Source organism: Pseudomonas mandelii (genome assembly GCF_002251635.1).
GTDB lineage: Bacteria > Pseudomonadota > Gammaproteobacteria > Pseudomonadales > Pseudomonadaceae > Aquipseudomonas > Aquipseudomonas mandelii_B.
Map to the genome: position 1 here is coordinate 29669 of NZ_NMOJ01000092.1, position 20951 is coordinate 50619.

Consider the following 20951-nt stretch of genomic DNA (forward strand, 5'->3'; position numbering starts at 1 on the left):
TGCTTAAAAATCAAATTCGCTGCTGAACGAGCGGCGAATGGCGTAACGCGCGGCTTTGTACCGTGTGAAGTGTGAAGTGCCGTCCACGGTCTCTTCAAGGAGCAGTTCCACCTGCTGATTATTCGCCTCATCGGCCTTGCGGCTGAGAATGAAGCGCACCGGCAGCTCCCGTTCACGCGGATTAGGAGAACTGAAGTCGAACAACAGCTCATGCTGATCGGATACTAGCTCACCGTCCAGCGTGAACAAACCTGCACGCAACCGGCGCGACTGCAGTTTCTCGGTCACTGCCTCGGTTTGATAGAGCACCACGGCCAACTGCCCGGTGGTGATGGTCTTGCCACCGCCACCGATGAACTCCACCTCCACCCGACCCACATCGCTCTGGCGCTTCTTGTTAATGCGGATGACCGGGATCACAACCTCTTGCAGGGTGGCGCCGCCATGCACAAAGCGGCTGCCAGAGCCTTTCAGCCGCAGACGGTTGATCGATTTGGGAATCTGCACCATAAGCGTTCCCGTCAGGCCTAGCTGCACCGGGTTGAAAGTTTTAAAGCTGGCGCCTTCGCGCAAGCTACGACCCAGTACAAAACGCCGGTCGCGGTATAGGACCTCATCGCCCTCCGGCTCACCGCTGAGGAAATCGCTCTCCTGCAGCGGATGATTCTGATAGATGAAGCCATGATCGGCAGTGATCAGCAGATTACTGGCATTCGCGTTGGTCAGCTTCTTCACCAGACGGATCAGCTCACTGAGCGTTTCCTCGGCCGCCGAAAACACTCGCTCTTCGGTATCACGGGTGTCACCGGTCTTGTCGATCAGGTTGTGATAAACGTAAACCACCTCATTGTCGCGCAGCAAGGCACGAGAGTCGGCCTGGTTCATCGCCAGGAGATCCTTGGCTCGTACCACCTGGGATGCTGGCACCCTGGTCGCCAGAATCTTGCCCCGGTTGACCGAGCCTTGAGCGCTCTGACCATCGACTATGGCATCGCCACTGTCGTTGTCGGCCAGTTGCAGGTTGTTGTTGGGTAGCAGCGCCGCCATGCCCAGCTGGGTATAACTCGGCAGCATCGACAGCATCGGCTCCAGCTCGGCCTCGAAGCGATCCTCCTGACGAATCAGACTTTGCAGTTCCTCGCCTACCTCATAGCGGAACGCATCGGAAATCAGCACGCACACCTTGGTTTTTCGCTCCACAAAAGGCTGCACGTAGCGGCTGAAGAAATTGCGCTGCAATACTACGGGCGCTGCCTCCCACTGCTGAGCTGCATCCACATGCTGCTGCCAGCGGTCGTTAAGACGGCTCAGGTAGTTGTTGCCGTACAGATTCTCAACCTGCATAGCCAACTCACCCAACAACGAAGCCTGGCCGGATTCGCGCAGGTGATAGACGAATTTGCGGTAACGCTGATCCAGCCTGAACCACTGGCTGGCGTACTTTTGCACGCCATCAGTCAGCGACTCCATTTGCAGCTGCGTGATGTCCAGTACCTGAATGAACTGCGCCGCATGCTCCAGCGCCAGATACACATCCTTGAAGCGCTCAAACCAGTGGCTCTGACGGCGCTGGCGTACCCACTGCTCCACCTCCTGAGCGGTCACTGTACGGGCCACCACGGCACGTACCAGCTCACTGAGGATCTTGCGGTCGATCAGCTCGAAATAATCCAGCTCCAGCAGGCTACGCCAGTCCAGGGTTTGCAGCTTGTCGTCGATCTGCAGCACCGCCGCGCACTGCTCAGACAGTGCCTCGAAACTCTGCTCATGTGAACGACTGTCCTTCCAGCGTTTGAGGAACACCAGCGCCTCAGCGGACAGTCGCGCCTTATACGCCGGGTCGATCCCAAGCATGAAACAAGCCTTAAACAGCTCGATAACGAAATCGTGCAACCCTGGTTGCTCGGAGCTATAGCCATAGGCGCGCTTCACCTGCTCCCACAGATAGACATTCAAGCAGCTGCTTTCGATTAACTTGATCCGCACATCTTTGCTAGCGGCCAGATCACCCAGCAGGTTTTCCAGAATCACATCCAGGCGCGGCTCGTTGCCGGCGCATACAGCAAGCATTTTGCGTTGCAGCAGGCTCTGCGAATCACCCGGTTCTAGTAACTTACCGAGTGCCTCGCGGCGCTTGGCTGATTCGAAAAACGCCACATGCGCTTCCAACAACGGATAGCAATCCGGTCCCAACTCCAGCTCAGCCAGCCACAAGGCAACCTGATCGGTACGGAAGCAATTGCCACTGGCGAGCTGCACATCCAACAGCCAATTGTGCAAATGCGGAGGCTCAGCACCTTCACGGTAGAGCAGAAACTTCTGTTCCGGTTGCTCACGCAGGAGGCGGTATTTCACGCCAAACTCATTGTTAGCCAGCTCGATTTTCTCAACATCCGGCAACTCCAGCGTCTCGAAATCAGCGCGAAACTCCAGGCGCGTGTCATACCAGAACACTATGCGCTGCTTGTCGAACAGGTTGCTCAGGGCCTGGCTGATTTTGGGGTTACTCATGCCACGGCCTCGATCTCTTCATCTTCTTCCAGCACTTCCTCGATCATCGAAAGCGTTCCGCTAACCACGACATTGCGGCGCAGCCGTTGCATCAACGCTTCCCGACGTTTTTCACAGAACGTCTGGAAGTGAGCAAAATGCAGACTGTCGTCGTCACTCAGTAGCAGGTCGACCGGCTTGAATCCGGTGTCCTTCTCTGTCATCCAGTCGGCCAGTGACAGATCCTTCTTCGAGCGGTTCTGCGAAGCATTCAGCAGGTGCAGGTTGGCAATCGAGTTCCAGTTAATGGAGCTCTGATAGAACGCCATCAACCCGGGATCTTTTTGAAGGAAATCCTTTTTGGCGAGAGCAGCCTTTGCAAAGGCGCTGCTCGGATGCAGATGATCGATGTCCAGTTGCAGGTTCTCATTGATCTCGGGGAATAGCAGGCTTAGGACCGAACGGCACCTTGAATCCTCATACTGGATATCAAGGAGCCCCCTCAGATAGGCCTCATCAAACCGAAGATCCTTGTTGGTTGCGGTGAAGGCCTCAATGATTTCATCCAAGGGGAACAGCCCCTTGTCCAAATGCCTAGCCAACAACCGCTGCATCTTGGTCAGAACACCATCAGCCTGCCCACCAAATATCCCTCGCAAAAGCACCATATGTAACCAGCGGGACAGCGCCAAGCGCTCTTCGCGTAGGTAGTTGATGTTGTTGATGGTGTGATACAGCGGCTTGTCACGGAAGGACTGCTTGTACATATAGAACGCCAGCGGGATGACCGCGTTCTTGGCTCTCAGCGACTGGTCGTTTAAGCCGAATTTGCGCAGCAGCTTGAAGGTTGCGACCACACAAGCCCTGATCTCCGACCACTGCTGCTGGATGATGCTCACCTGATCGGAGTCGAAGTTCTTGACCCGGAACCGCACATCAGCCCCCGTCAGCATCAGACAGGTCTTAAGCACCCAGTCACGGCCAATCGAGAACTGCATCTCCGAGCTTTGCCGTACCTCGGTCACCAGTTCGTCTATATCTTTACGAGCATCCCCATCCCAGTTAGCGATGGCGATCGACATCAACAAGTCCGAAAACGCCAGCGGCGTACCGCCACTGTTGGTGCGGATGAATACATCCAGTACGTGATCGATATCCTGACTTTCCTCGTTGTAGAAGTGGATCACCTCTTCATGCCTGACGAGGTAGTACAGGCGGGTCAACGCCTTACGCGCAAAGCTGTTGGAGGCCAGTCCATGCTTCTCAAGGTAGGGCAAGACCACCTCGAACGGAATCTCATCTACAGAGCGCACGTCAGGCAGGCTCAATACCTTACCCACTTCAAACCAGCGCGAGGAAGGGTCATCACTAAACGCCGCCACCTGTTTTTCGGTCAGAAATCGGAAATTGTAGTGGGCCATCGAGTCGTTGTCCTCTCCGTCCAGCCCCTTGGCAAGATCCAGATAGAGTCGACGTGGCGGCAGCACTTGGTCGTTACGCGCATTGGGCCACCAGACACGGGGCTGCTTGTAGGCATAAGTGCCCTTCAAACCGATGTAGATGGAAGTCAGCCGCTGCTGTCCATCGATGACTGCCTTGAAGTCTTTGAAGTCGCCCTGAGTCGGAACGTAGTCATTGGACTCCTTGAATCGCTGACAGTAGTCGGTTAGGAAGCTGTAGAAGCGGTATTTGTTCTTGATCTCCGGGCTCGTCACATCCCACATCATGAATGTATTGATCGGATACTCGCGCATCAGGGAATCAAATAACACGCAGATCTGCTGGGGCGACCAGACAAAATTGCGCTGGATCGCCGGGAGCAGAAACGTCCGGTCATCGATGTTGCGTATCGCCTGGCGAATCGTGATCGCCTTCTCGAAGCTTCCTGACATCTCAGTCTTCCTTGGCATCCAGTCCGATGATCTTCTTGAGCGCCGAGCCTAGCTTGAGGTAGTTCACCTTAACGCCATCATCGAGATCCAGCGCCACCTGCTCAGTAGCCAACGGATAGAGGGTGTCACGCTCGTAGTCGTCCAGCTCCAGCAGTTGCTTTTTGAGCGTTTCGATTTCCTTGAGGGCACGGGTCTTTTCGCCTTGGCTGGCGGAGGTGCTGATGCCGACTTGCTGGAGGTAATCCAGCCGTGCAGCTAGCTTCTTACGGAAGTCGCGCAAGTATCGCAGCACCACGCTCACCGTATCCGGACGGTAGCGGTGCAGGTAGATCAGCGCACTGAAAGTGCCCTTGGGGCTGGAGAACAGCCAGTAGATGGGCCTCTTTTTGTAGCGCTTCACATGGTCGGCGTAAAAATCCTTGAGGAAGTACTTGCGCACGTCCTTGCCCAGCGACTGTTCAATAAAAGCCAGATTGGCCTCGTAGTGGATCTCGCCAAAGGTAACGCGCAAAAAGGTGCGGAAGCGCTCAGTCACGTCGTCAGCAAACCACTCGCCATCTAGCAGCGGGATCACGTTGTCTTCGTCCGGCATAAAACGAGGTTCAGGGATCTGGTGCAGATACTCAGCCAGAGTGTCGCCTTGGTTGGCCAGAACAAGCCCAGGCTTGTCCAGGCTATAGCGGCCAAACATGCAGGCTACGGCGTAGCTGAGGAACTCAGTCATGGTGTCACTCTGCAACTGCGTCTCCAACTCGGCCTCGGTCTTGTCACCGCCATAGCGGTAGTGCGGGTTGCAGGTGAGGGTAATTTCCTTGAGCGGCACCTCGGGTTTCAGTTCGTCTTGCAGGCCGTAAGCATTGATGAAGATGCGGTTGTTTTCTTCTTCGAGGCGCTGCATTTCCAGCGTCATGTCGCTCCAATACGCGCGGAGCTGCAAATAGGTGGATTGCAGGCTGGGCTGACGAAACTCGGATTGCATTAACGGCAGAGAGGTGAAATCCCAAGAAACTTCAGAGGCGTCCCAGTCATATTGACTCAACGAGATTGCACTCTGCGTAACCTTGACAACGTCAGGAGAGACAGGAATAAATGGAATCCTGAGAACATTCCCAACCTCAATATTCATCGTCGCACTAATAAGCCGAAGGAAGTAATCTGCAAGATTTGATGAGAGAAGGGCTTGAATTACGAACAAGTTAGCTTCTGCTGCTTTTTTAAAAGCACTGGATCCTGGCGTTACAAACATAAAGCCAGGCCCGCTAAACCTAACGCCAAGCTTCCCAGAGCTAAGAGCACTCCAGGTCACAGATTCTTGAAATCCAAAATCCCCGTTATAGTTGTGCGACCTAACCCTGCCGGTCTCCATATCAACAAGGGATTTTACGGCCTCACCATCTTTAAACCAGTTAACTAAATTCTCATTATTTCCGTACCACTTTCGAAAATCCCCACCTTTATTGCAGGGAAACCACTTTCTTCCAGACTCAACGGACTCTTCATTGGTGGTCATTCCGAATCCAATTTCGCTTAACGAAACCTCCCACCAACCACGAACGAATGCACCATTATCACCCGTTGCCAAGGCAATTCGCGCGTGAACCAGATCGCCTAAAGATGTCCCATTTTCAAACGCATCTATAACTGACTTTGGAGCCCAATATGCAATCGGACTCCCCGGGATTTTCTTGAAATCCGCCGCCGAGGCCCGAAAGAGGTACTTCTCCATATTTTTTTCCTGATTCATTACTCTTCCCCTTTGGGCAAGGCTCTTCTTGCATGGGAGGACTCAAAGCCATCCGGCAAGGGCTTTAATGGGCTGACCGGCGAGCGGTGGCAGGACTGGAACTGACGCAGTGCCTGCATGTCAATTTCGCCGATGATGAGATATTCATTAATACTCCCGCTTAACATTCTCACCATCTCAAACAACCTCCTGCGGTGGTACAAGCAATCGAGTTGCCGGCCACTTCGGAAAGTTCTCATTCCATTTTTCCAGATTGACAACTTGGCAGCTCGTGGCAAGAGTCTGAATCCATCGACGTGGAGCCCTACCTACCGGAAGCTCTTGTTTCAGAGATTTTTGCATTCTGCTATTCAGGGCATTATCAAAAGTAATTAGACACACATAGTGAATGGGCTTGTCGACCTTCTGCTCTGCATGCCGATAAAGGTATGAGTCCCTAAATTTATACTTCAGGTAATTTTTCAACCACCTGAAACTGTCCTGCCTGCTATGCTTCTCATCATCCGATGCGGCATGGATAACGTCGTAAGCTGATGGATCATCATAATCTTTCATCTCAATGTAAACGTATGCCGACTCGAACTCCGCCACGATATCAACCCCTTTCATAGGTGCACCATGAAAGGTCGGTTTAGTATTGTCTTTTTCATCAAAAACGAACGCATCAATTGCATCAGAGAATCGAAATTCAAATCCATCAGCCTGAATAACCTTCATTTTCCAAGACCGCCCATATCGTTTTCGATCTCCTGATTGATGAGAAAACCAAACGCCTCATCGATTGGATTGGGTGATATGTCCAGAAAGTGCTCTGTCGAGGCAATCTTGATATCGGTCGTAACTGGATCGCGATATAGGCTGTGAAACCGCACATGGTCACCCTTGCCTTTGTCCATCAGTAGATCAAACCACTTGAGCAACACATAATCGTGGGTGGCCAAAATCACCTGCTGGCCGTTGCGGGACAGCTCCAGAAGGATCTTCACGAGAAGCTTCATCAGCTTAGGATTGAGATTCGTCTCAGGTTCATCCCAAAAAAGCGGACCGCTGACACCGGGTTGGATAGCACCAGTTTCTAACAGGCGGGAGAGCATGCCCGCCTTGCGAAAGCCTTCAGCCATAGCGTTAGCTGAGTATTCTGCGTTGTCGGTTTTGAAGGTAACTTTGCCTCCGCCGTAGAAAACAAAGCGGCCACCACAAATTGCCTCGATTTCAGCCATCGCCCATTTGGATTTTTCGTGCAGGGTTTCAGGCCGTACTTCAGGAAGATCCAGCAGCAGACAAATATCCTGATAGCTCTGATCGAAGGAGAGGCCGTACTTTTCATACAGGCTATTGAAACCCTTCATGAAGGAGAGAACTTCCTTCGTCGGCATAAAAACCGCTTCTACCTGAGAGTGCTGGTAGTTGGTGCGCTCCTGAATGGCAAGTGAGCGGGAGTTGTTGAAGAAGGTTGCAGCTAGCCGCTGCTCTTGGGCGAACTGCGCGCTCAGGCAGGCCTGTTCGGTAGCACCCTGGTGGTGCATCTTGCCCAGTTTCTCGTCTAGAGGCATGAACAGCCGAAGCAGTTTGGTTGTGAGCATGGCAGCCAGCTCTTCGTCGCTGGCGTCAGGTTTGGCTTTGTGTAGCGATGCGCCGGAACACATGGCGTAGGAAGCTTTGAGCAACTGGGTTTTTCCAGTACCGTTTTCACCGATGATCACGTTGATCTTGGGCGAAAAATCAATGGCAAGGTCACTGAAGGCGGTAAAGTTTTTAAGCGCGAGTTGGGTGATCATTGAATCGCCTCCTTGAGCATAGCGGACTTCTCCGCTTCGGAGCTGCCATCGACCAGCCGCAGATACGATCCCTTATATTTCGGCTTATGCTGGTTCTCCAGCACAAAGGCCGTGGTGGAGACTATCTCACCACCGATGCTGTCAAACGCCCGCGCTCCCAGATGGGCCATGGAGAGAATGGTGTTCTTCCCCAGAATGCGCACTCGCAGCGACTCGAATGAGGACAGGAACATCCAGCTTTGCATGGTGATCATGGCCACCGCACCTGTAGGCACAGCTAGATCAAGATTGCGCTCGATAAACATGGCAAACAGATCGGATTTGCTGCTGGGGTAGCTTTCCTTTGCCCATGCACCCAACCGCGCATTCATGCCCTTGCTTCCCATATAGGGAGGATTGGCTACAACCACTTGGTATTTTTGGCTCAAATAATCTGCCTGCAACAGCACCTTCAACACTTTGACGTGGGTTCCGGCCAGGAACAAGTTACCAGCCATGTCTTTCGCTTCCAGCACCGGCAACACGTTCTGCACGCTGGTGAGTTTGGGGCGAATCAGCGAACCAAAGTTGTCGGCTTCTTCAAATTGCTTGAGAGTTTCGCGCAGATCGAGGGTAAACAGATCGCGACCCACAGCCGTGATGTATTCATCCAGCTCATCGTGGCTGAACGTCACCTTTTCCAGGACGCGGATGTTTGGCTTGATGGCCTTGTTGAAAAAGCGGCGCTGTTTAGCGCGGGCTTTCATGGTCAGGGCAAAAGCGGCCAGCTCGCCTGCTCGCTCGTCCAGTTCGATGCCGTAGAGGTTGTGGGTGAGGATTTTCTCGGGGATTTCGTTCGGATCAGTACCCATCTCTTCGTAGATGGCGTACAGCAAATCAAAAGCGTAGGTGAGCATGTGGCCGGAACCACAGGCCGGGTCGCAGACCTTGATGTCTTCCGGGCGAGTAATCCTGAGGAAGTCGATTTCTTCAGCCGCTGGCTTGATGTAGTACTCCATCTGCCCGGCCAGAGGTGAGCCGGGATGGTTGAGAATCCACAGGCGGCCCAGAGAGTTTTCCACTAGGTAGCGCACAATCCAGTGCGGGGTGAATAGCTGGGTGGCGGCGGGGATATTCTCAGGGATGATCTTCTGGTTCTTTTTCAACCCTTCAAAGACAGAGTCCTTTTTCTCGGAGATGTAAAACTGGTATAGCCAACCAATCACCTCAACATCCGTGCAAGCGTCGGGCGTCATGGCTTCACGGGTGTAGGCTAGAATAGAATTGCCCGAGAGCAGGTCATCAGGCATCAGGAGCTCGGTGTAATCTGCGATACGCTCGAAAAGGTAAGGCATAGCGCTGTGGAAGCTGTTGCACTCTGCCACCACCAGCAGGCGGTAGGCTTCCTGCTGCGGGTCGTGGCTAGGAGCGGTGCCACTGAGCAGGGCTTGGATCTGCCGGCTGATTTTTTCGGGCACGCGATCTTCATCGATATGGCCAGCCTTGGCTTCAGCCAGTATTTCCGGCTGGAACTGGCCTTCGTCAGCGGGCGATACTACACGGATGCGCGTGTAGGCATTCACGTCCATAAAACGCAAAGCACAGAAGCGGTTGAACCATGTGTAGGCCACCTTGTCGATGAGTTGCTCGCGGCTGGATGTAGCAATTTGCTTTTCCAACTGGGCCACGGCCTGCGGATTCTCGCGGCGAGCGGCGCTGCTGGCATCAAGCACCAGGATGAGCTTGGCGCCGACTTGCTCCAGCAATAGACGACGGGCGTGCTGGGCGAACTTCTTGAGTTTGGTGGTTTCCATCATTCTTCTCTTTATGGGCCTGCCTGATCATTTGTGTGGTCTCACGGAAATGATCGGAGCACTTGTCCGTTTCAAATCTGTACGCGGTTGCCTGCTTGGATTTCCTTCAGCCAGGCTTCGCGCTGCTGCCGTAGGTAATCATCGAGCTCAGACTCACTGGCCAGCCAAGGCTTGCTGTAACCCACCTTGATAGAACGTGCGGGCACCAAGCGCGGTTCGGCCTCTTGGGGTGGTTCTGCGCTTGGTTGCGGCGGATAATCGTTGTCCTGATTTCCCGCTGGCGGCGGAGAAAAGGGTGGAATTGGATCTGGTACCGGTTGCGGACGAGCCAGTCGCTCCAATTTGAGCAGCAACTGTGCGTATTGATTGTCCTCGAAGGCACGCAACTGATCACGGATCATGGCGATACGCTTCTGCCCTTGCATTGACTGCCGAGCTTCAACAAACGGCACAGCGAGCTGAGCCTGCTGCTCCGGCTTAAGACTGCCGTACTCGTTGCTCCCCTGCAAACGCAACTCCAACTCGGCAAGCCGGCCGACTGCGGCAGCCTTTTCGCCGGTTAGCTGGTTAGCAATGGCTTGCTGCAAGGACTCCAGTTGCGGTTTAGCCTGCTGCAGGCGGTTGCCTTGCCAGGGTTTATTCTCGGTGAGTAATGCCTTGATGACTTCAACCTCTCCCGTCACGACATAGGCGAAATTGTCTTCCTGCTCCTGCACCAGTTGGCGAGCCTGATCGTAAATAGCTTTTTGCGGACTACCCATGAAGCGACGTAGCGGCTCAATGATCTGCTCTTTGGTGTCGAGCATGGCATCGGAGGCGCGAGACAAGTCGGTAAGGAACCAACTGGCGTTTTTGCCGGCAATCTCCTTGAGGGTAGCCATCACGCCATCCAGCACATTGAGGAAACCATATAAGGCTTTTTGCCCATGCAGGTCTGCTAATTCAATCTCCAGTTCTTTGATGGCGTCGATGGTTTCACGCGCCAGAGCGCGGGCTTCGTTACAGCTGGCGGGACGGTCAAAAAAGTCGGCAAAGAACTCTTTGAGATGGCGGACCTGAGAGGCGCTGAACTCGATTTGCGGCTCCAACACTAAGGTGGTGTGAGCGTTGGTGTTGCGCAAGCTGCGCTCCAGGTTGTCGCCTTCCAGCGGATTGCTGTCTTGCCGCACCTCCACCTTGCCACGCGCACAGAGCAGCGCAAGGTTGCAAAGAATGGCGGCATAATACCAGCCGTAGTTCTTGCGCTCGAATCGCTCCAATAGGGTTTTGACCGTAGTGCGCACACCGCTTCGAGCATTGTTCTGGATATAGGCTAGTAGCTCCTGCTCGGGCTCGGTCAGGCTAGTAGCGTCGTTGCCGAGTAGACCGTCCTGCGCCTGGCGAAGGTATTTGCCAATGTCGTTCTCGTTGAACGGCACATCGCGCAGCATGCGCAGGTTCGGATAAGTAGTTTCGATCAACTGGTAGAAGCCTTTCAGAATACGGGTCTGACCGTCGCTGCTGGTGGCCTCCACATCCGCGGCGTTAATGATCAAGTGCGCTTTGCCAAGCAACTCCTTGGCTCGATCCTGTAATTCGGCTAGACGTTCGGTGTTCTGGAAGCCCTTGGCGTCGATGATGCGTTTAACCGCTTCCTGTTGAGTGCTGCTGTTCTGTCGTATGTATTTCTCAGTGCGTTTGTGCAGGGTGAGATCCTGCATGAACCGGGCATCAGCCGGCAGCACCACACGCAGCTCATCACGTCCCATGCTCTGCATGCGCTGCACGGTGAGGTTATCGAAGTTGTCACTAAGCGGAGTGACAATGTGGATGGCCAACTCAAACTCGCGACTGAGCGAACGGTCGTCCATTTTGCGCGTATAGGCATAGTCCTGGGCGTTTTCATAGCGGACTTTGCGCTGTTTGATCACGCCATCAAACAGCAGGGTTTCCAGCTCCTTGATGACATCGGCAGTTTCGATCTCCGTGTTTTTGATCTCTTCTTCGATGTCCTTCTCTTCGTCGGTCAGGTACTCGTAGAACTCGCCATTGCGTTGGATGTAGGTTTGCTGCTCCAGCAAGTTGAGTGCCGCTTCCAGCTTCTTGCGTTGGGCTGGAATGTCTTCGCCAAAACGCTCCAGCATCAGCACATTGAGATTGCGTAGAGTGGCCTTGAACTCTTTGACGTACTTGACCAAGAACAATGCTTTGAGCACGCGCACCGCGTATGGGTCGCCAAGGTGCCGCTCGGCATTGTTGATAGCGCTTTGAATAGCGCTTTTCAGCGCGCCGCGAATGCCTTCGAACATTCGATCAAAGGTGGCCAGCTGGCCCACTGGCTCGTTGTCGATAGCCATAGCCACTTCTCGGAACACGCCGAGCATGGAGCGTTCGCCAACAGAGTTGGCCTTGCCCTCAAACCCGTTATGCATGGATATGCCACGAATGGCCGACTGGAACAGTGGGAACTGGTACGGCACGAAGGGGTAGCAGTAAGTGAAGTGCTCCAGATCGCGGAAGTTTTGGTAGTGCTGGCCACCGTCGGCAAAGTCGAATAGGGTTTTGAAGTTGTTGAGCTGCTGGTCGTAGACAATTTTCAACAGCGCGGCGCCGATATCATTCTTGGTCAACAAACGCTTCTGGATCACCTCGGCTACGTCGGCACTAGTGAGCTTGAGACGGTTGGCAAAACGCGCTTGGACCCGAGAAAAGTCGTTGCTTTGCTGCTTGCTCATGTCCCCCATCACCGAGTCCATATCCTCCTGTGCGGTGACGATAATCCAAGCCCTACCCTGGCACTTGGTGGCCAGGCTTTCGGCCACGGTCTGCAGGTTGGTCATTAGCTTGGTGTTGTCGGCAATGTACTGGCCGACCTCATCGACAAAGAAATTCAGGCGGAAGTTGGACGGCTGTTTGTCCAGCCATTCCTTTACCTGATTGCCGAAGTCTTCAATGGAAACGCTGTGTTGAGTGCGGTATTTATCGAGGATGCCCTTGGCCAGCGCCAGGTCTTCGTCGGTGATTTGGGCGTAGGCCTTGGCGATGTTACCTGTCTCCAGCAGCGCCTGTTCGCGACCACGCTCCCAGGGTTTATTGGCTATGCTCTGGTAGGCTTCCTTGAACGGTTGGAACAGTTCGCGACTGTCCAGGTCGCGCTCAAACTGGGCAATGTAACCCTGCTTTCCGTAATAACCACACATCTCGTTGAAGACTTTGACGAATACCGAGAGCAAGGCGTCGACCTGGGTCTTGCTGATGATGTCGGCCTTCTGGTCGATGTTGAACAGGATGCTTTTCGAGGGGATAACGACAGCTTTTTTCAGCTGAGCGCGCAACAGCTCATCGTCGTCCTTGATCTTGGGTAGGAAGATGTCCAGTGCAGTACTGCCGTCGACCTGGCGATTTTCCAGCAGCAGGGCGAGCATTTTCAGCAGGTGCGACTTACCCGAGCCGAAGAAGCCGGAGACCCAGACGCCATTGGCATGGTGGTAGTCGGTATAGGCATCGAGGAAGTGCTCCAGACGCTTGGCGACTTCGTCAGTCAGGACGTATTCACTGAGCTCGTTGAACAAGCTAGCTTCGTCGTCGGCCTTAATGACGCCCTCAATCGGACGACTGACTGGGCTCTTGAAAATTCCGTTGAGTTTCATTGACTGCTTCCTTACACCTGAGACTCGAAAATATTGAATGCGCGGTAGTACTTGTCATCGTGCAGCAAGCCAAACAACTCCAGAGAAGCGCCCTGCTCCAGCGAATGCCGATACTCACCGGGGAAGAACATCACCGTGGGTTTGTCCTTGGCCGTGCTTTGCAGATTGTTGAGTACGTTGTGCGAGCGAATATAGGGGAACACTTCACCTATGCCGGAGAGGAAAAGCACGTCGTAATCCGTCTGTGCAATACGTTCGCCAATAGCCGGGACCAGGTGTTCCTTGATATCCAATACACCCTGCAAAAGCTCCAGCAGACCTTCTTTTTCCACATCGGGCTCAACCGCCCGGATCTGCTCCCACAAGCTGACACCTTCGTCACTGCCCTCACGAGCCTTTAGCAAGTCGATGGTCAGGTCGTACAGGCTGACTTCCAGTACCTTTACACCACGTCCCTGCAAACAATCGACACGCAGGCCGGCCAGCGTGTTGACCAGTTGCCGCTGCATGCGTTGTATCTCAAAGGCTTCAGCCGCCTTGAATTCGCAGATGTAGAACGGCAGATCATTATTCAGCCCTTTCATTTCCAGAAAGCGTTGACCACTCATGACGTTCAATAGGTGTTCAAAGCGGACTGCCAGCGGCTGCTGACTGATTTTCTGGCTCATTGCAGCCACCTTTTAAGTTCATGGTCAGTTGCCGGGAAAATCAGCAATTGCTCGTTATCGTGGCGAGCCAGTAAATGGGCCAGCGCTGGAGTTATCAACACAGGCTGAATCTGGTGCTGTGCGCTGATCAAGTCGGCATCCCGCAACATGCGGAACAGGTTTTGCCGCAATTTGCTTTGCGTGGACGCAGCCAATTCATCCAGCTCGGCATGCCACAAAGCTTTGGCATTGCAGAAGGCATCGTAATCGCTTGTCGTGAGTTGGCGGCGCATAAGCAGGTAATGCTCGCGCAGAACTTCGCGAGCGAAGTCGTGGATGAAGGCATAGCGCCGGCAAGTTGCAGCCCACAGAAGGTAGCCTTGCTCACGCAGGCTGCCATCCACCAAAAACTCCAGCTCCTCTGGATCCAAAAGCTCCAGACGCGCGATCAACTCCTTACTGATACGTGTCGCAGCTGCTGCTGTACGAACTTGCAACAGATTCTCACCCCGCACCTGCTCCCGAGTTTGCTTCCAATCACGCAGCGTTAGATAGCGCTCCACAACCAGCGGTGCTTCCCGCAAAAACAGGCCACCCGTGGTGAAAGAAAGACGATAATGCTCAGCCATCACTTCGCGCCTGCTGCGATTCGTCACTGGCTCCGCCAGCTTTGACCCAGGTATCCACCTCAACCTTCTGGAACTTCCACAACCGACCGACCTTGTGGGCTGGCATGCTGCGTTTGGCAATCCATGCATAAACGGTGTCCTTGCTGACGCCGAGGTGTTCGGCAATTTCATCAACACTGTGCCAACGATCAGTCATAGCTAAATCTGCCGATAAAAAAACGTGCTGATATTAGCCGTTTTTGTCGGTTTTAATAAGGTTAAAGCTGCTTCTCAGGATTAATGCCTGACAAATGCCTGTGCCACTTCAAAATGGCTTCAAAGGGCAGCCTAGCGAGTTTGCTTTGGTAAGCCTACGCAGCGAATAGCTCAGTGGCGAAATGAAAATGCGTCGCCATCAGTTCCCTCACCCGCCGGGATACATCTGCTCGATCATCTGATCGAACTCTCCGCCATACCCACAGTAATCACGCGGAACGCGTTCGATATCCTCGGCCATTTGCTCGATCACCTCACGCAATTCCAACTGTCCAAACCATCGAACTGGAATCGCCGCTGCGCCATACTGAGCACCCAACAGGTGCCCGGCTATCAGCCCGGTGCTGTCGCTATCGCCACCGTGATTCACTGCCGTGATCACGCCCTCCTCAAACGAGCTCGCCATCAGGGCGCACCAAAGACCAATCGCCAGCGACTCTTCAGCGACCCAACCGCCACCGAGCTCGTCGATGCGTTGCGGGGTGGGCTGGTAGCCTTCATAGTAGAAGAACAGTACACGTTCGATAAGGTTGCGGACTTCTTCCATACCGGGCTCTTGCCCGTATTTAGCCAGGCTTTCGGTGATTGCGTGTTCGAGGCTGTCTTGCCGGTCAACCATCCGCTGCAGGATGTCAGCGAATAGCCCTGCCGCAAGATAACCGCTGGGGTGCCCGTGAGTCAGGCGCCCGGACTGGGCAGCGTAGTCGAAGGCGTTGGCAAAGAATGCACAGGGCGCTACGCGCATCACGGCGCCACAGCCTTTACTGTTGTTTTCGGCGACAGCGCCTAGACGTGGACTGACTTTGAGTGCATTGAGGCAGGTAGTGCCAGGGGCACGCCGAGACCAAAGTTCTGGCTGCTCGATCAGCCACCCGTCCGTGCTGATCGGAATCGCAGTAGGGTAATCCTGGGTCATCAACCAGCGCAGCAACGCATGATGGATAATGCTGGGAACGTGGCAACTCCCTCGCGAACTGCCGCACACATAAGCCCGCAGCAAGCCTTCGGCCGTGAAGAGCATCATCTGCGTGTCGTCGGTGATGGCACCGGTGATACCGAAAGCTGGAGAAAAATCAACGATTCCCTGTGGACCGAATTTAGCTTCGATTGCGGGCCAATCGAGGAACTCTACCGCGGCGCCCAACGCGTCCCCGACCGCACCACCCAGAAGGCAGCCTTTGATCCTTTCAAGTCTGTTCATATCCTTCTCCTTCACACAGCTGGTATCAATTCTTGCAAAATCACGAGCTTTCTTTGCAACTGCTCGATGTGCGCTTTCTCAGCGCGCAGCGCCGAGCGCAGTTCCCGGTTCTCCATTTCCCAGATCCGTGCCCAACGCGCGCTCTTTTGATAGCCAAGAGCCATTTTCCAGAGTTCACGCAACCTCAGGTACTGCAGCAGAAGCACCAGCAGGATTGCCCCCATCATCAGCAAAGCACCTGTCGAAACCGCTTCCGACATACTCATGTCCACTTCCTTCCGTGAGTTCGATAAATCTCGAAGACAGATACAAGATATGTAGTGTTTAACGACAGGTCTAGAATGTAGACTTATACAGGTAAAGTATTCACGCACATGGAGCGGTCATGAAACGCAAACAAGACATCAAGCAGGTTCGTTGGGATCTGGCACTTCGTTATCGCTTGATCGAGACCGTCGCCTGGTGGGAAGGCCGGCTGACCACGGTGCACCTGATCCAGAGCTTCGGGATCAGTCGTCAGCAGGCGTCCAAGGACATAAACACTTACATCACCGAACATGCGCCTAAAAACCTTACATATGACAAGCAGCTAAAGGGCTACGTCCCCAGCAAACAGTTCAAGCCACTGTTCATCGACGACAGCGCCAGCGCTTATCTGCACCTGCTGAACCAGACCCATTCCCGTGCGCCGCATGTGGAAGGGTTGGCCTTGGCGTATGCCCACACCATGGTGCTAGAGGTGCCGGACCGGACGATTCGACCTGAAGTATTGCGTCCATTGCTTAAGGCATGCCGCGACAGCGAGGTTATTGAAGTCGCATACGTTTCACTCGCTAACCCGGCTCCAGAAACTCGCTTGATTGCACCACACACACTGATTTACACCGGTATGCGTTGGCATGTGCGGGCGTATTGCGAGAAGAATCGTGAATACCGGGATTTTGTGCTGAGTCGTCTGCGCGGCCAACCGGAGTTCGAACGCAAGACCGAGAACCTCATCGACGAGGATGAAGACTGGAACACCAAGGTAGCCGTGATCATCGAACCCGACTCAAGGCTCAAGCCAGAACAGAAGGCAATCATCGAAGCCGATTTCGGCATGGAGGATGGTGTGCTGGTCATTCCGACACGCCGCGCCTTGGTCAAGTATGTGTTGCAGCGTTTTCAAATCGATCCGAAAAAGCTCGACCCCAAAGCGGCGGCGCAGCAGATCGTGGTGAGGAATCTGGATGAGTTGAAGCCTTGGCTTTATGAGTGACTCAACCCGGCATTTTAATTCGTGACGCACTGCATCACGAATTAATTGAACCTCCGAGATGGAAGAATAATAGGCATGACTCTGGGCTCTCTGGAAGCATTCGCCCCGTCCTATGTCCGGAGCGAATGTTGAGATGAGATGCGTTAATGACCAGATCAGTCTTGCGGGCGCAGTTCAATCAGTGCCTGTTCGAACAGAATTCTATCGTTCTCTGCGGCCTTGTCTTGTTGCACCAGAGCCTGGCTTTGCGCGTCGATCCACTCATCCATAGGTTTGAACACCTGCTCAACCACCAGAGTTATTTGGAACTGGTAGGCCTGACGCAAATCGTGGACAAACGAACTGGCAGAGTCGTCGATGGCTTTGGTACGACGAGCTTGCGCTGCCTTCTCCGCATTCTCTGTACGAATAGCCTGGTAGATGTCGTACAACGCCACGCCGACCTGTACCAAAGGCCCCGCCCAGCGACCCGCTGTACTGGCCCAGCGTCCCATGGTCTTGGGGCCAATACCTTTGAACAGTTTGGGCAGAAACTCTTTTCCTAGCTCCAGTGCCGCTTTCACTCCCTGTTCAGTCATGTCCTTGACATTACCCATGGGGACTTTCTTCAGGGCATCCTTGATGGCTGGCGACAGGATGCTTTCACCAGCATCCTGCGGCGCATCCAGATCCGCATTCAGCATGGCGTCAGCGTGTCGGAGAGTGGACTCGGCCAATTTCTCACCGATTTCACCCAGGCTCTGCTGAGTCTTGGGCAGCTCGTACTCCAGCGTGCGCATCAGTTTGTCGCCCAGAGACTGGACAACGTCTGCCGCCCCCTCTTCCATCGCCTGGTTGGTGTCCCCCCTGACTTGTCCTTCTGCTACTGAAGTAATCAGACTGACAATTGCCTGCTTTGCGCTACGACAATCGCGATCCAGGTGATCGTTCAGGCATGCAGTCAGACGGCTGCGCTCGTTTTCAATCTGCAGTTTGGCTTTCGTCAGCGCTTCAGCCTGACGGTCATTGCCGGCCTGCACCAACCGCAAATTGGCTTGTTCGATCGCAACCACCAGGTCTTTGCGACAAGCCGCGAAGATTGTCCCGGTGTCGCTTTGCTCCAGGAAGTCGCCCAGCGCCTCCTCCAAGTCAAGAATGCCACTGGCGCCTATCAGCGGCGCCTTGTCCTCGAGTCGTCCTTTGAGGGCGCTTCTGGCATTGACCCATTGCACCGGGACCTTGTCCAGAATGTTTTCAATACCGCGCTCACTCGCCGCACGTTGCAGATGAATGCGCAGGCGATCGGTGATGCCGACATAATCGCGATCGCCGACCGTAATGCCTGCCTTGTTGTTGACGATGAGCATTACCCGGCGCTCTGAGGCGACGATATCGACCAACCGCTCCCAGGTTTTCGCTTCGTCGGTGGCACCGCCTGCAGCGACCACGAACAACACAACTTCGCTATTGTGCAGTTGGTTCTCAGCCACCTCTTCATGCTCAATCGGTGCGTCGATGCCAGGTGTGTCGAGCAGCGTGTAATTGCCCCAGCGGTACTCAGTTACCGCGGCCGTTTCCGGTCGATCCGCCATCTTGGCATCTGCCCGCCCCATCAAGGCATTGAGCAGGGTACTTTTGCCAGCGTTGTAGTTGCCGTAGACCATGATTCGAGGGTGTAACTGCTCAGCCTTGGTCTGCAACCGGGCTCCCAGCTCATTACGTTGTTGTTCGGACAGCCAACGGCCCAGCGGGGTGCTGACCCGTTCATAGGTGTGGATAACCCGTGCGAAGTCAGGCAATGCCATGGGACAGCTCCTTTTCGATTTCCTGAATTTGAGTAAGCGTGTGCTGGCGCATCTCTTTTAATGCGCTGTGGAAGTTTTTCAACCAGTCGGCAATGTCGATAAAGCACAATTGGTCCAGTTGCTCATACAGGACATTCAGCCGGTTCTCGGCAAGCTCAAGCAACTGTTCGCGGGTCCCCAGTGAAACTTCGTCGCGGTTGTCGCCCACAGCCACTTCGATTTCTTCAGTGGTATTGAAGTATTCGCCCGCTGCGCCCCCAGCCTTGTTTCCCGCCCAGGCTCCAAGTGCGCCACCGATCAGGCCACCGATGACCGTCCCCACACCTGGCATAATCAAAGTGCCTAGAGCTGCCCCACCTTCAGCGCCCCCCCAGGCACCGAATCCTGCCCCGCCGGCCCTGCCGAATGACTCATTGCGGCGGGAGTCGAATTTGATCTTTTCAACGCGCTCTGAAAACTGAGGGGCCTCTCGGGCGACAGGTCCAACCGCCTGGTCGTGAATTTCAATGTTTTCGAATTTTTGGCCAATCGAATCACACAGTTCGCTGGCGTAATGCTGGAAAGCATGATCGAGCAATTTACGGCAGGCTTCAGAAAAAGCCTGGTCGTTCATCGCATATTGATCGGCATACTTTTCGATCTGACCCGGTAATTCTTTTCTGAGCTGGCTCAGAATATGATCGACGCTCAGCTTCAGGTCCTTACGCGCGGCGCTCAGCCCTGTTCTGATATCAACCAGCTCTTTTTCCAGCTGATCCGTCGATTCGGCCAGCTTGATGCAGAACGCCTGCAGATTCTTCAAGGGTGTCTGGCGCTTGAGGGCGAGCCCACTGGAACGGGCTATGTTGCCAATATCTGCGGCGAAGTCGGCCAGCCCACTGTCCTGCCAGCGTTGCGCCTGCTCCTGGGGGCCACCTTCCTCGGCATAACGCACCGAAATCGAGTGAATATTGATTTGATTCAGGAGCGATTGTGCTGATGGGTCAATCTTGGCCAGCTCCGACCCGACGTAACCAATCTGGTCATCACGATCGGATCGCGCCTTCATTACCCGTTGGTTAACCAAGTTACCCAAGTCATCAACATCCTCCTCAATCACATCGCTGCCAGTGATAAGCACCATGAGGTTTTTCTTTTTCTGGAGCAGCCCGACGACCTCATTCATATCGGAGTGCCGGCCAGGACTGCTGGAGTTGCTCAGGAATACGATCAGGTCGGCACACGCGACATAGTCGTCGGCCAACCGGCCGTTGACGCTGTTGACCGAGTGAACCCCCGGGGAATCGACCCAGGTCATGCCCGGCAACCTGAAACCCTGGATAGAGCTGGTCGCTTCCACCACGTCGACGCCAAAGCATCGCTGCTTGCTCATCAACTCTGCGGACATGGTTTCTGCAGTCCCGGTACTTTCGCGCCAGAAAAACTCGGGGCGAGGGGAAGCGCTGTCGATCAAGGCCGCGTCCGGAGCAGAGTTCCCGTAGGCGAGATAATTCCCCAGGGAGGATTTTCCAGCTTTGACCTTGCCGTAGACAAAGATCAGTAGCGAGTCATCGAAGTCCTTGCGAAACGAAGTATTGCGCTCATAGTTTTCGACATTCCTGATCCAGGCATCAAGCTGACTGTCGAGCCCCTGCTGACAGCGCTCAGCCATATCCTGCAACGGGTGACGCTGCTCAAGCGGGCTTTCACGCCAAGGCGAAGTCTTGCGCGCGTCGTCAAGCTTCTTCAGCTGAGCCTTGAGGACATTTTCCCGGCGATCGATCTGGCGTTTGACCTGATCGAACTCACCGGCAATCCCGGCGAAGACATTTAACAAATCATTTCTGTTGGCGTGGCGGTCTGTCATCGTGA

15 protein-coding genes are annotated in these 20951 nt (G+C 54.3%); 1 reads left to right on the plus strand and 14 read right to left on the minus strand.

Annotated elements, in window-relative coordinates; genetic code table 11:
• Positions 1-3: 3 nt before the first annotated feature.
• The 12 genes from pglZ to B7L09_RS13320 all read right to left on the minus strand — a co-directional run bounded on the left by pglZ (position 4) and on the right by B7L09_RS13320 (position 16324).
• Positions 4-2511, minus strand: coding sequence for a BREX-1 system phosphatase PglZ type A (pglZ, locus tag B7L09_RS13265; RefSeq protein WP_010463579.1), 2508 nt, complete (start codon positions 2509-2511; stop codon positions 4-6).
• On the minus strand, positions 2508-4382 hold the full coding sequence (locus B7L09_RS13270) for a DUF262 domain-containing protein (RefSeq protein ID WP_010463582.1): 1875 nt from the start codon (positions 4380-4382) through the stop codon (positions 2508-2510). The genes pglZ and B7L09_RS13270 overlap by 4 nt, the downstream gene beginning before the upstream one ends.
• A gap of 1 nt (position 4383) precedes the next feature.
• Positions 4384-6126 (minus strand): BREX-1 system adenine-specific DNA-methyltransferase PglX, encoded by a 1743-nt coding sequence (gene pglX / locus B7L09_RS31440; RefSeq protein WP_081853967.1) that lies wholly within the window; start codon positions 6124-6126, stop codon positions 4384-4386.
• Between the two features lie 177 nt (positions 6127-6303).
• Positions 6304-6843: a hypothetical protein gene (locus B7L09_RS13280; RefSeq protein WP_010463589.1), complete on the minus strand. Its 540-nt coding sequence runs from the start codon at positions 6841-6843 to the stop codon at positions 6304-6306.
• Positions 6840-7904, minus strand: coding sequence for an AAA family ATPase (locus tag B7L09_RS13285; protein WP_010463591.1), 1065 nt, complete (start codon positions 7902-7904; stop codon positions 6840-6842). Before B7L09_RS13285 ends, B7L09_RS13280 begins: the two co-directional genes overlap by 4 nt.
• Positions 7901-9697, minus strand: coding sequence for a BREX-1 system adenine-specific DNA-methyltransferase PglX (pglX, locus tag B7L09_RS13290; protein ID WP_010463593.1), 1797 nt, complete (start codon positions 9695-9697; stop codon positions 7901-7903). Before pglX (B7L09_RS13290) ends, B7L09_RS13285 begins: the two co-directional genes overlap by 4 nt.
• A gap of 71 nt (positions 9698-9768) precedes the next feature.
• The gene (gene brxC, locus B7L09_RS13295) at positions 9769-13326 is read right to left on the minus strand and encodes a BREX system P-loop protein BrxC (RefSeq protein ID WP_010463595.1); all 3558 of its coding nucleotides are present in this window, start codon (positions 13324-13326) and stop codon (positions 9769-9771) included.
• 11 nt (positions 13327-13337) lie between these two features.
• Positions 13338-13994, minus strand: coding sequence for a DUF1788 domain-containing protein (locus B7L09_RS13300; protein WP_010463597.1), 657 nt, complete (start codon positions 13992-13994; stop codon positions 13338-13340).
• The gene (locus tag B7L09_RS13305; protein WP_010463600.1) at positions 13991-14602 is read right to left on the minus strand and encodes a DUF1819 family protein; all 612 of its coding nucleotides are present in this window, start codon (positions 14600-14602) and stop codon (positions 13991-13993) included. The genes B7L09_RS13300 and B7L09_RS13305 overlap by 4 nt, the downstream gene beginning before the upstream one ends.
• Positions 14595-14798 (minus strand): helix-turn-helix domain-containing protein, encoded by a 204-nt coding sequence (locus B7L09_RS13310; protein WP_010463602.1) that lies wholly within the window; start codon positions 14796-14798, stop codon positions 14595-14597. The genes B7L09_RS13305 and B7L09_RS13310 overlap by 8 nt, the downstream gene beginning before the upstream one ends.
• Before the next feature lie 207 nt (positions 14799-15005).
• Positions 15006-16058, minus strand: coding sequence for an ADP-ribosylglycohydrolase family protein (locus tag B7L09_RS13315; protein WP_010463604.1), 1053 nt, complete (start codon positions 16056-16058; stop codon positions 15006-15008).
• 11 nt (positions 16059-16069) lie between these two features.
• Complete coding sequence (locus B7L09_RS13320) at positions 16070-16324, minus strand: hypothetical protein (protein WP_010463606.1); 255 nt, start codon at positions 16322-16324, stop codon at positions 16070-16072.
• A 119-nt stretch (positions 16325-16443) separates the two neighbouring features.
• On the opposite strand from B7L09_RS13320, the gene B7L09_RS13325 reads away from it, so the two are divergent.
• A complete protein-coding gene (locus B7L09_RS13325) occupies positions 16444-17316 on the plus strand; it encodes a BrxR family helix-turn-helix transcriptional regulator (RefSeq protein ID WP_010463608.1) in 873 nt (290 codons plus the stop codon).
• A gap of 155 nt (positions 17317-17471) precedes the next feature.
• Here the strand turns inward: B7L09_RS13325 and B7L09_RS13330 are convergent, their stop codons facing one another.
• Together B7L09_RS13330 and B7L09_RS13335 are read right to left on the minus strand one after the other, a co-directional pair.
• A complete protein-coding gene (locus B7L09_RS13330; RefSeq protein WP_176457700.1) occupies positions 17472-18995 on the minus strand; it encodes a GTPase in 1524 nt (507 codons plus the stop codon).
• A gap of 91 nt (positions 18996-19086) precedes the next feature.
• The gene (locus tag B7L09_RS13335; RefSeq protein ID WP_010463612.1) at positions 19087-20946 is read right to left on the minus strand and encodes a P-loop NTPase family protein; all 1860 of its coding nucleotides are present in this window, start codon (positions 20944-20946) and stop codon (positions 19087-19089) included.
• Positions 20947-20951 lie beyond the last annotated feature (5 nt).

Coding starts and splice junctions, on each gene's coding strand:
- B7L09_RS13310 (WP_010463602.1), bottom strand. CDS start 14,798: ATGACTGATCGTTGGCACAGTGTTGATGAAATTGCCGAACACCTCGGC.
- pglX (WP_010463593.1), bottom strand. CDS start 9,697: ATGGAAACCACCAAACTCAAGAAGTTCGCCCAGCACGCCCGTCGTCTA.
- B7L09_RS13270 (WP_010463582.1), bottom strand. CDS start 4,382: ATGTCAGGAAGCTTCGAGAAGGCGATCACGATTCGCCAGGCGATACGC.
- B7L09_RS13305 (WP_010463600.1), bottom strand. CDS start 14,602: ATGGCTGAGCATTATCGTCTTTCTTTCACCACGGGTGGCCTGTTTTTG.
- brxC (WP_010463595.1), bottom strand. CDS start 13,326: ATGAAACTCAACGGAATTTTCAAGAGCCCAGTCAGTCGTCCGATTGAG.
- B7L09_RS13325 (WP_010463608.1), top strand. CDS start 16,444: ATGAAACGCAAACAAGACATCAAGCAGGTTCGTTGGGATCTGGCACTT.
- pglX (WP_081853967.1), bottom strand. CDS start 6,126: ATGAATCAGGAAAAAAATATGGAGAAGTACCTCTTTCGGGCCTCGGCG.
- B7L09_RS13315 (WP_010463604.1), bottom strand. CDS start 16,058: ATGAACAGACTTGAAAGGATCAAAGGCTGCCTTCTGGGTGGTGCGGTC.
- B7L09_RS13285 (WP_010463591.1), bottom strand. CDS start 7,904: ATGATCACCCAACTCGCGCTTAAAAACTTTACCGCCTTCAGTGACCTT.
- B7L09_RS13320 (WP_010463606.1), bottom strand. CDS start 16,324: ATGAGTATGTCGGAAGCGGTTTCGACAGGTGCTTTGCTGATGATGGGG.
- pglZ (WP_010463579.1), bottom strand. CDS start 2,511: ATGAGTAACCCCAAAATCAGCCAGGCCCTGAGCAACCTGTTCGACAAG.
- B7L09_RS13335 (WP_010463612.1), bottom strand. CDS start 20,946: ATGACAGACCGCCACGCCAACAGAAATGATTTGTTAAATGTCTTCGCC.
- B7L09_RS13280 (WP_010463589.1), bottom strand. CDS start 6,843: ATGAAGGTTATTCAGGCTGATGGATTTGAATTTCGATTCTCTGATGCA.
- B7L09_RS13300 (WP_010463597.1), bottom strand. CDS start 13,994: ATGAGCCAGAAAATCAGTCAGCAGCCGCTGGCAGTCCGCTTTGAACAC.